8 protein-coding genes are annotated in these 10,501 nt (G+C 49.5%); 6 read left to right on the top strand and 2 right to left on the bottom strand.

Features of this window, described 5'->3' with window-relative positions; genetic code table 11:
• Nucleotides 1-41: 41 nt before the first annotated feature.
• The gene (locus AC2YIT_RS05070) at nt 42-752 is read right to left on the bottom strand and encodes a hypothetical protein (protein ID WP_430841826.1); all 711 of its coding nucleotides are present in this window, start codon (nt 750-752) and stop codon (nt 42-44) included.
• 275 nt (nt 753-1,027) lie between these two features.
• Nucleotides 1,028-3,457 (bottom strand): TonB-dependent receptor, encoded by a 2,430-nt coding sequence (locus AC2YIT_RS05065; RefSeq protein ID WP_487278435.1) that lies wholly within the window; start codon nt 3,455-3,457, stop codon nt 1,028-1,030.
• 250 nt (nt 3,458-3,707) lie between these two features.
• On the opposite strand from AC2YIT_RS05065, the gene AC2YIT_RS05060 reads away from it, so the two are divergent.
• The 6 genes from AC2YIT_RS05060 to lolA1 all read left to right on the top strand — a co-directional run bounded on the left by AC2YIT_RS05060 (nt 3,708) and on the right by lolA1 (nt 10,403).
• Nucleotides 3,708-5,336 carry a beta-N-acetylhexosaminidase gene (locus tag AC2YIT_RS05060; RefSeq protein WP_487278434.1) on the top strand — a complete coding sequence of 543 codons (1,629 nt, stop codon included), beginning with the start codon at nt 3,708-3,710 and terminating at the stop codon, nt 5,334-5,336.
• 92 nt (nt 5,337-5,428) lie between these two features.
• The gene (locus AC2YIT_RS05055; protein ID WP_430841832.1) at nt 5,429-5,614 is read left to right on the top strand and encodes a hypothetical protein; all 186 of its coding nucleotides are present in this window, start codon (nt 5,429-5,431) and stop codon (nt 5,612-5,614) included.
• Between the two features lie 12 nt (nt 5,615-5,626).
• Nucleotides 5,627-5,953, top strand: coding sequence for a hypothetical protein (locus AC2YIT_RS05050; RefSeq protein WP_430841834.1), 327 nt, complete (start codon nt 5,627-5,629; stop codon nt 5,951-5,953).
• Between the two features lie 50 nt (nt 5,954-6,003).
• Complete coding sequence (locus AC2YIT_RS05045; RefSeq protein WP_487278433.1) at nt 6,004-7,035, top strand: quinone-dependent dihydroorotate dehydrogenase; 1,032 nt, start codon at nt 6,004-6,006, stop codon at nt 7,033-7,035.
• Nucleotides 7,036-7,079: 44 nt separating this feature from the next.
• Complete coding sequence (locus AC2YIT_RS05040; RefSeq protein WP_487278432.1) at nt 7,080-9,650, top strand: FtsK/SpoIIIE family DNA translocase; 2,571 nt, start codon at nt 7,080-7,082, stop codon at nt 9,648-9,650.
• Between the two features lie 102 nt (nt 9,651-9,752).
• Nucleotides 9,753-10,403, top strand: a complete 651-nt coding sequence (gene lolA1, locus AC2YIT_RS05035) for an outer membrane lipoprotein periplasmic chaperone LolA1 (RefSeq protein WP_430841840.1) — start codon at nt 9,753-9,755, stop codon at nt 10,401-10,403.
• The last annotated feature ends 98 nt before the right edge of the window (nt 10,404-10,501 follow it).

The following is a 10,501-nucleotide window of genomic DNA, read 5'->3' as shown; positions in this document are numbered from 1 at the left end:
TCCGGCTGGCAGGTCGTTAGGACAGCATAATGCGTCTTTTGTTATCTTTTAAACAGTTCGACGTTTACATTTTCGTTCACTGTCAGCGCCGATTTGATCGTCACAGGCTTCTTATCGGAACTGTTAAGTTCCACGATTTTGGTAGGGTACAAAATACCGTAGGCAGATTTGGCATAATCGGATAAATCGCTGGTCGTTTCCACGCCCGCCTGGTTCATTTTCTGACGAACGAGCAGGCCTGATTTAGCATCGAAATAGAGGTTGTATTTTACACCTTTACCCTGCAATTCGACATTGTTTACCTGCACACCGTTGAGCGTTTCGGTACCGACGGTGGTAGCGATTAGTCCGCGATTTTTGTAATTGATGAACGGTACGAGGTTATCGTACAATTCCATCCGCATGTTCTGTTGTTCGGCCTGGCTGAGGTCTTTCACATCCACTCTCTGCCCGATCGGCACCTTGATCCATCCCTGGTCTCCCTTCACGGTGTATACAAAACTGCGTTTCATGATGGTTTTGTTTTTATAAATCGACTGCTCGGGAATGGAGGCGGTAATCACAGCATTGTATGGAGTGGCTGCTGCCGCGGAATAGCTTCTTGTCAAGTTATAGGATTTTACGCCATCCCATAAGGCTTTGCCGCCCGTTGCCTTGTAAAATTGTGAAAATATGGAGTCAGCGGGCAATTTTTGTGCGTAAGAACCAGCCGCTATCAATAGCAGCGCGGCCAGCATTTTGATTTTTTTCATCGGTGTAAAAATTTTGTTTAAAGTTTTTGATCTTCCGGAATTCCGAATGTCAGGAATTCCGATTTTTAGATCACTTCACGTGTTCGGGGTTTAAATAAGCAAAATTAATCGACTCCTGCGCGAGCTATTTGCAAAAACCGTTCCATGGCGCCGAATCCAGGGAGAAATCATTGTAGCGGCGCTTTCTGAGCCTATCGCGAACTGCTTGTAAATGAAAAGGAAGGACCGAACCGACCCTTCCTTTTCACATATATTAACAATTATTGCCGTTTGGATCAGGCATCGTCGCCGCTTGCGGAAATTTTGCCGAATCTGTATTGAAATGTCACGTTCACCAGGCGGTTGGTCTGGTGCCAGTTCGACGACTGCGAATAAGTAACGGTATTTAGCTGGCTTCTGTAATTCCGGGAGAGGAAGATGTCCTGCACATTGAACGAAATGGTCGCTTTCTTTTCCAGTAAATCCTTGCGGATACCCATATTGGCAATGAAAACGCCGTCACGTGTTCCTTGTGCGATTGCCCGCGGGCCTTCGTAGTTCACGTAGGCGGATGCGCGGAAGTCGGCCGGGAGCGAAATGAATGCATTGAGGTTACCCGAGTAGCTCCAGGTCCGGTTGTCGATCCCAGCGACAGCCGATACCACTTCGCTACGGAAAACGCGGCCGCTGCCATTGATTTTCAGCACGTCTCCGAAGAGCTTTTGAGAGAAATCGGTTTCAAAGCCATATGAGAATTCGCGACCAACATTGTCGTATCTGGTGAGCGAAACGCCAGTCTCGTCGATCGTGCGGATCTGTGTGATCGCATTGTTGGAGTAATCCATGAAAAGTGAAGGGCCCCAGCCGCCATTGGCTTCATAGTTGGAATAACCCATTTCAGCCTTGTGTGTAAACTCCGGACGAAGGTTCGGGTTACCGGTTTTGACGTTGCGCGGATCCGAAACGTCGGTATAAGGGTTCAGCCAGTCGGCTTCGGGACGCTGCACACGACGGCTGTAATTCAGCTTCATCTGCGAAGACTCTCCCAATTTGCGCGTTACCGCGAACGACGGTACGAGCGTCAGGAAATGTACGCTGAAATCCTGGTTGCGGCTGATCTGGTTGATATCCTGATTGTAGTCGGTCACCCGCAATCCGGCCCGCACACCCCAGAGATCGGTTTTTTGCGAGAATGTCATGAACCCGGTATAGGTAGCATCCTTGTAGCCGAATACATTGCTGATGTTGTTATCAAAAACGTAGCTGTTGGTCTCGCGGTCGAGGTTATAGAATGCGTTCACATTGTCATTTGAGCTGCTGCGTGAGCGTACCCCGGCTTCCAGAGTCGCTTTCGGGGTAATGGGCCAGGTATAGTCGGCATTCAGGAAAAGAGAATGACGGTCGTTATTGCGAAGGTTTTGCTGATTGCGCAGCAGGCTGTCGACGGTGCTTTCCTGCGAGAAATACGATTCTCCGTCGGAGCCGCCGAGCGAGTAGCTCGAATTAAAATTGAGCTGATGGTCTTTTTCAGCAAATTTCAGGCGATAATCGAAGTTGAAGTTGAGGTTGTTGCCATTGCCCTTGCTATTGTTCAGGCGGCGGAAAGTTTCCGATACCACTCCCGACGCGAGCGTCGTCTCGTTGAGGACATTGCTGTTGTTGCGGTTGTTATCGCGCGAGTAGTTTACGCCGGCTTCGATGGAGTTTCTGTCGTTGAAATCATAATTGACCCCGACGCGCCCGAATGCATTCTTGCCTTTGTTGCCGCCGGTACCGTCCTGCTGCAGATGCGAAGTCGATTCGGTGACGAAGTTGTCGCGGCTCAAAGTCCTCTCCCAGGTCATGGCGCGGGTTTGTCCGCTCAGCGACGCATTCAAGCCGAATTTGCCTACTTTATAACTCAGGTTACCCGACGCCGCATTGTTGTTTCTATTTCCGATGCTCAGCCGGGCACCACCGTTCATGCCCCGGATCTTCGTCTTTTTGGTAATGATGTCAATCACCCCTGATGCACCCTCGCCTTCATATTTTGCGGAAGGTGTCGTCATTACATCGATCCGCTCGATCAGGTTCGCGGGGAAAGATTGCAAAATCGTCGGGAGATCGCTCCCATATAGGTTGGACGGCTTCCCGTCGATGAGTACCACCACATTTCCCTTTCCGCGCACTTGTGGATTGCCATTTTCATCGAGGGAAACGGCAGGCACCTTTTCCAGCAGGTCGCTCACGTTATTACTCGTCGCAAGCATATCCTTGCCGATATTGACGATTTTCTTGTCGATATCGTCGACGATCATGGTCTTTTCGCCTTTCACCACCACTTCGGCGAGCTTTTGCGCTTCGGGTAGCACCGTAATGCTCCCCAGATCGAGCAGACTGGCTTCGGCCGCCAGTTTGACATTCGGGCGGTAGAGTGTTTGGTAACCCATATTCGTCACCCGTAGAAGGTAATTCCCCGGCGCCACCTCTGCGATGACAAACGCCCCGTTCTCGTCCGCCACCGCGCCGTTAACGAGCGACGAATCTTTGGGCATCAACAGGGCTACGGTAGCAAATGCGACCCCGGCATTGTTAGGGCCTTCGACGATTTTGCCCACAAGCTTACCACCGAGGACACGCTGTGATTTTGTACCATTCAGAGGGAGCGGGCGGGTACCAGGATTAGCGAGAAGTAAATGTGCAGGTAAAAGTAGGGCAATGCTGTTCAGCAACAGACTTCTTTTCACGGGTATAGGATTTAGATTTTATTAGGAGCCAAGCAGGGTAAATATGCTGGTCGGACATTTTGAAATGTAACTAAACCAAGCTGTAAAGCTTTAATGAGTACAAAGTTACATCTATTTATGGTAACGTACCCTTTTTTGAGATAATTACATAAAATTATAAAAAATTTAAGATTCGCAGTATTTTAAAATAGGAATACGATAACTTGCAGTATTTTTAAATATTTTTAATAAATACCGGAATTCCTAATTCATGAAACGTTTCCTTTTTGGACTAATCTGTTGCGTGCTCGTACACTCGGCAATGGCGCAGATTAACGTGATCCCCAAACCAACCCAGGTCCTGACCGCCAAAGGTGCATGGACGCTCAAAGCCAAAACGAAGATCGGCGCGCCTGCCGATGCCAAATGGTCGCACGTGGCAGAGATGCTGGCCGCACAACTAGGCAAAGCCACCGGACAAGCTGTTTCTACCGCGAAAGGCAAGGGTGATATTACCCTTGCGGTATCAGCGGATGCCAGCCTTGGCGAAGAAGGCTATCGCTTGCTTTCGACACCCAAAGGGGTAACGATCCAGGCGCAAACTGCCAAAGGGGCATTCTATGGAGTACAAACCCTGCTGCAACTGTTGCCGGCCGAAGTATTCAGCGAAACGCCGGTTGCTGGGGTAAAATGGGTAGTTCCCTATGTGACAATCAAAGATGTGCCGCGCTACGCTTACCGCGGGCTGATGCTCGACGTTTGCCGTCATTTCATGCCGATCGAGTTTGTTAAAAAGTACATCGACCTGATCGCATTGCACAAGCAGAACCAGTTTCACTGGCACCTCACCGACGACCAGGGCTGGCGCATCGAGATCAAGAAATATCCTGAACTGAAAACCATCAGCTCGAAACGCAAGGAGACCATGAAGGGCCATTACGGCGATCAGAAGTACGATGGCAAGCCTTATGAGGGTTTCTACACGCAGGGTGAAATCAAAGAAGTAATTAAATATGCCGAGGACCGCTTTGTGAACGTGATTCCGGAAATCGAAATGCCGGGGCACGCGCTGGCAGCATTGGCAGCTTATCCGCAACTGGGTAACAATCCTGATAAAATTTATGAAGTTGGCACCAGATGGGGTGTTTACGACGACGTTTTCATGCCGCGTGAGGAGACTTTCAAGTTTCTGGAAGACGTGTTGACCGAGGTAATTGACCTTTTCCCGAGCAAATACATCCACATCGGCGGCGACGAATGCCCGAAAGTGCAGTGGAAGGAAAGCCGTTTTGCCCAAGGCATCATTCAAAAGGAAGGTTTGAAAGATGAACACGGTCTGCAAAGCTATGTGATCAAGCGGATTGACAAGTTTATTACTGCGAAAGGCCGCCGCATGATCGGCTGGGATGAAATCCTCGAAGGCGGGCTTTCACCAAATGCAACGGTAATGAGCTGGCGCGGCATTGAAGGCGGTATCGCCGCTGCGAAAGAACGCCACGACGTCATCATGACGCCCGGCAACTTCTGCTATCTCGACCATTATCAGGCCGAAGCTAAAACGCAGCCCATAGCGATCGGCGGCTTCACCGACCTCGCCGAGTCCTATTCCTATGAGCCAACCCCAGCGGAACTTTCAGCTGACGAAGCGAAGCATATCCTCGGTGTGCAAGGCAACGTATGGACCGAATACATGAAAACCCCTGCCTACGTACAATATATGGTATGGCCCCGCGCTACCGCATTGGCCGAAGTAGGCTGGACTTCGAAAGAGGGTAAGAACTTCGAAGATTTCAACAAACGCATGGAAGTTCACAAAAAACGCCTCGATTTCCTGGGGGTCAACTACTTCGGCGCGCCTATCAACGGCAAGTTCGAGTATGTGTGGCCGGAGAAGAAGTGAGGCTGTTAGTTTGCACATTGGTAAAAGCATTCCGCCACGGCGGGGTGCTTTTTTTGGTTATATTTGTTTTGCATCAAAACAACAGAAGTCAAATGGAACCTCGGATCACAGTAAAGGAGAAAGCGAAGCAAACTCAGCAGGAGAAAAAGAGCGTTGAGAAAAAGCTAACCGCGGAGGATATTGCGGAGAGTATCAAGAGAGGATTTGCAGAAGTGAAATTGATTCAGGAAGGAAAGATCAAACCTAAGACACTAAAGGAGTTTCTGAATGAACTTTAAAAGAGTTTCTGAATGAGCTTTGAGATCATTACCACACTACATTTTAGAAAAGAATTTAAACGACTTTTGAAAAAATATCCTTCGTTGCAGGAAGACGTAGATAAATTGGGCGACATGCTGCAAGAAAATCCGTGGATGGGGACGGAGGTTTTCAAAAACTGCTACAAAATCCGTTTCGCGATTAAAAGCAAGGGCGCAGGCAAAAGTGGAGGCGGCAGGCTGATAACGCATGTCAAAATTGTAGACAAATGTGTCTTCCTTATGAGCATTTACGACAAGTCGGAAACCGTATCGATCACTGACGGCCATTTGAAACAACTACTGCAAGACTTAAAATAAAATTCCCCCACCTCCCTCCCCCTTCCTGCGAAACATTCTATTTTTGCAGGATGTATAAGATTCTGATCTCCCCTATACTTTTCCTGTTTGACGCTGAGCGCATTCACCATTTTGTGTGCGAAGCGCTGCATTTCGCTTTTAAAATCCCTTTCGTGCCGCAGATCATGCGTGCGATGTACACCTACGAGCATCCTGACCTGGTGCAGGAAGTGGCCGGTTTGCGGTTCCGTAACCCGGTAGGACTGGCCGCAGGGTTCGATAAGAATGCCGAAATGGTGGACCAGCTGGAAGCGTTGGGTTTCGGGTATATCGAGATCGGGACGGTGACGCCGCGCCCTCAGCCGGGAAATGACAAGCCGCGCCTGTTCCGTCTCAAAAGGGATAAGGCACTGATCAATCGCATGGGTTTCAATAACAAGGGAGTGCAGGTAGCTGCGGCGAAATTGGCGAAAAGGAAATCTAAAATCCTGGTAGGAGGGAATATTGGTAAAAACAAAGATACCCCGAACGAGCAGGCGCTGAGCGATTACCTGATCTGCTTTCGCGAGCTGTTCGATGTGGTGGATTATTTTGTAGTGAATGTAAGCTCGCCGAATACGCCCGGCTTGCGTGATTTGCAAGAGAAAGGGCCGCTAACCGAGATTTTGAAAGAACTGCAAACCAAAAACAGGGAGAAAGCTAACCCGAAACCGATTTTCCTGAAAATAGCGCCGGACTTGACGACAAGCCAGCTGGACGATATTATCGATATTGTAAAGGAAACCGGCATTGCCGGCGTCATCGCTACCAACACGACGATCAGCCGCGAAGGACTTGTAACCGATCAGGCCGAAGTGGCGCAAATAGGTGCGGGTGGATTGAGCGGTGCGCCGTTGACACATCGCTCGACGGAAGTAATTCGTTACCTTTGTGAACAATCCAATCATGCATTTCCCGTTATCGGAGTCGGCGGTATCGCTACTCCCGGAAACGCTTTGGAGAAAATTAACGCAGGCGCCGGCCTGATTCAGCTTTATACCGGCTTTATTTACGAAGGACCCGGTGTGGTCAGCAGGATCTGCAAAGCATTGGTCAGGAAGTAAAATCAGAAAACACAGCACTTCACGCATTCCCGGAATTGAAATAAATGTCAGTCAACAAGCCAAGAGGTAACACACAGCGCCAGAAACCGGAGGAGGCCACAGCTCCCCGCTTTCGTGTATCCCTCGATTGGGAACACATTTTCACCAGCCCGAAGAATACGCTGGCCTGGGGCACATTCTTTATCGTACTGGGATTGATCTTGGAAACATCTTTTTTTTCCTACATCGTCACCGGTCTTTCGGATCAGAGCGTGTTGGACGGTCTGGGGCATCAGTCTATCCGCGATGCCGGACGGCAGACCCGCAATTTTCTGGGGGTGCTCGGGGCCGTGGTTTCACACATTTTCGTGTATCGCTGGTTTGGGTTGGGCGCATTGTTGCTGCCGGTCGTGCCTTTTGTGGCAGGATGGAAAATGGCGTTTGGGAGAGAAATATTGCCATTGGGCAGAACTACCAAAGAAGTGATCTTTTTTACGCTTTGGGTAAGCGTGCTGATGGGCTATATCATTCTCATGAGTAATACCGAGAACACGCTAAGCTTCCTGTCGGGAGGTTTCGGCTACCTGGTAAACGTTTCGCTTTTCGATTGGCTGAAATGGGGGAGTGTATTACCCATTCTTTTCGCATTGTTCGTGTTCGCGGTATTCTTTTATGATGTGCGGGATAAGTACGAATCGTGGCAGGCGAGGCATTCCAAGCCGGAAGTTGCGGCCGAAGAAACTGGTGACGGTTCGCTAGCTCCCGTCGAAACCGAGGAAGAAACTGTTCCCGAAAGCACATTTGTGTCGGTAGTGAATGATACGTATGACGACGAGGTGCTGGCACCGGAAGAGCAGCCGGACTCTGATCTGGATACCGAAGAAGAGGCGCCCCGCGTGGTGCCGCATCCTGCGGTTATATTGCCGGTGACTCCTCAGGCGCCGGCCGTACCGGCTGCATCGACCAGCATTGACTTGCCCGTCATGCCGATGGAAGTATCGGCCGTGCCATCCGAGCCGCTGCTCGAACTGGAAGTGGAGGATACTACCCAGGCAAAGGTTGCTGCGGAGGAGGAATTCGAGGATGAAGATGTGAATGCGTCGATTTTGCGCGAATTCGGGCAATACGATCCGATGCTCGATTTGCCGTCATACCACTTCCCGACGATCGACCTGCTGAACGAAGTATTCGAAAACCAGCATGAAAAAGTAAGCCAGGAAGAGCTGGAAAGTAATAAAACCAAGATTGTCGACACGCTCGGCAGCTATGGTATCAATATATCCAAAATTAAGGCGACGATCGGGCCAACGGTGACGCTTTACGAGATCATCCCGGAAGCAGGGGTGCGGATATCCAAAATTAAGAACCTGGAAGGCGATATCGCATTGAGCCTTGCTGCGCTGGGGATTCGTATCATTGCGCCCATGCCAGGCCGTGGTACGATCGGTATTGAGGTGCCGAACAAGAACCGGGAGACGGTTTTTGCGCGATCGGTACTTGCGAACGACCGTTTTCAGAAATCAACCTACGATTTGCCGATTGTTTTGGGTAAAACCATTTCAAACGATATCCATATCGCCGACCTGGCGAAAATGCCCCATTTGCTCATGGCAGGGGCAACCGGGCAAGGAAAGTCAGTGGGTCTGAACGTGATCCTGGCCTCGCTGATTTACAAAAAGCACCCGGCCGAGCTCAAATTCGTACTGGTTGACCCTAAAAAGGTGGAATTGACCCTTTTCAACAAATTGGAAAGGCACTTCCTGGCCAAGCTTCCGAATGCGGAAGAGGCGATCATTACCGATACCAAAAAGGTGATTTTTACATTGAATTCCCTGTGTATCGAAATGGATTCGCGCTACGACCTGCTGAAAGAGGCCGCGGTACGGAATTTGAAAGAATACAATGCGAAGTTTGCGGCAAGAAGGCTGAACCCCGAAAAAGGGCACCGCTTCCTGCCTTATATCGTGCTCGTGATCGACGAGTTGGCGGATTTGATGATGACCGCCGGTAAGGAGGTCGAAACGCCGATTGCGCGTTTGGCGCAGCTGGCACGTGCGGTAGGTATTCACCTGGTGGTAGCCACGCAACGGCCTTCGGTGAAGGTTATCACGGGTTTGATCAAGGCCAACTTCCCGGCGCGTCTGTCGTTCCGCGTAACATCGAGCATCGATTCCCGGACGATTCTGGATATGGGCGGTGCCGAACAGCTCGTAGGGCAGGGGGATATGCTGCTGGCGATTAACTCGGAAGTGATCCGCTTGCAATGTCCGTTCATCGACACCCGTGAAATCGAGGATATTTGCGAGTACATCGGAGGGCAGCGTGGTTACGATGAGGCCTATGCGTTGCCTGAATACGAAGGCGAGGATGCGGCAGAAGGTAAAGCCGAACTAAATCCGGACGATTTCGATAGTTTGCTGCCCGATGCCGCACGACTGATCGTGACGCACCAGCAGGGCAGCACGTCGCTGATCCAGCGTAAAATGAAGCTCGGCTACAACCGCGCGGGCCGTATTATGGATCAATTAGAGGTGCTCGGAGTGGTTGGTCCGTTCACAGGCAGCAAAGCACGCGATGTGATGTTTCATGACCTTAATATGCTGGAAGAGCACCTTCGCGTAATGGGTGTAAATTAGTCCGGGCGCTGTTAAACCATTGTAATTTTGCAAAGTCTAAAATTGAAATATTTCACTTAAAACCCCGTTTGTATAAACTTAGTAGGAATTAAATCATTGAATATGAGAAATTTGAAGAAGAGTGCTTGTTTGCTTGCAGTATTGACGATTTCCATTTTGGCTCCATTCACTTCTCATGCGCAGGGCGACAAAAAGTCATCGGAGATTCTGAACGCCATGAGCAGCAAGTACCAGAAGATCAAATCCTTTAAAGCACTTTTTACCTACATTACCAAGGGTGAAAAGCCGCTGAAAGGAGAAGCGACTGTGAAGGGTTCGAAGTTTCGGTTGAAAATGGCAGGTCAGGAGATCTTTAATGATGGTAAATTGATGGCTACTTACATCAAGGAAACCAATGAAGTGAATTTGCAGGATTTCGACCCCGCTGCCGGCGGCGATCTCGACCCGACGAAAATTTATACAGCCTATAAAAAAGGCTTTAAATCTGCTTTTGTAAAAGAAAAGCAGGAAGCTGGCAAGGCACTCGAAGTTGTTGAATTGACCTCGACGAATAAAAACAGCCAGGTCAATAAGGTGCAGATCGAAGTGAATAAGGCCGATAAATCGATCAGCAGCTGGAAGATTTTTCAGAAAAATGGGCAGGAAGTAACTTATAAAGTAGATCAGTTTGTGCCCGACGTCAATGTGGCCGACAACTTCTTCGCTTTCAATGCCAAACAATATCCGGGCGTGGAAGTAGTGGACCTGCGATGATTTCCGATGATACCAAACAGCAATGGGTGAGCCTTCCGGTCTCACCCATTTTTCTTATATAAGCGTTATAATGTCCTCGAAAATCAATGTCATAGTTT

The sequence above is a fragment of the Dyadobacter sp. SRI_021 genome, assembly GCF_057586235.1.
This window is presented reverse-complemented; position numbering and strand designations above follow the sequence as displayed.

Bases quoted from the DNA above. Each gene is read 5' to 3' on its own strand.
- AC2YIT_RS05060 (WP_487278434.1), top strand. From the start codon at position 3,708: ATGAAACGTTTCCTTTTTGGACTAATCTGTTGCGTGCTCGTACACTCG.
- AC2YIT_RS05045 (WP_487278433.1), top strand. From the start codon at position 6,004: ATGTATAAGATTCTGATCTCCCCTATACTTTTCCTGTTTGACGCTGAG.
- AC2YIT_RS05055 (WP_430841832.1), top strand. From the start codon at position 5,429: ATGGAACCTCGGATCACAGTAAAGGAGAAAGCGAAGCAAACTCAGCAG.
- AC2YIT_RS05070 (WP_430841826.1), bottom strand. From the start codon at position 752: ATGAAAAAAATCAAAATGCTGGCCGCGCTGCTATTGATAGCGGCTGGT.
- AC2YIT_RS05040 (WP_487278432.1), top strand. From the start codon at position 7,080: ATGTCAGTCAACAAGCCAAGAGGTAACACACAGCGCCAGAAACCGGAG.
- AC2YIT_RS05050 (WP_430841834.1), top strand. From the start codon at position 5,627: ATGAGCTTTGAGATCATTACCACACTACATTTTAGAAAAGAATTTAAA.
- lolA1 (WP_430841840.1), top strand. From the start codon at position 9,753: ATGAGAAATTTGAAGAAGAGTGCTTGTTTGCTTGCAGTATTGACGATT.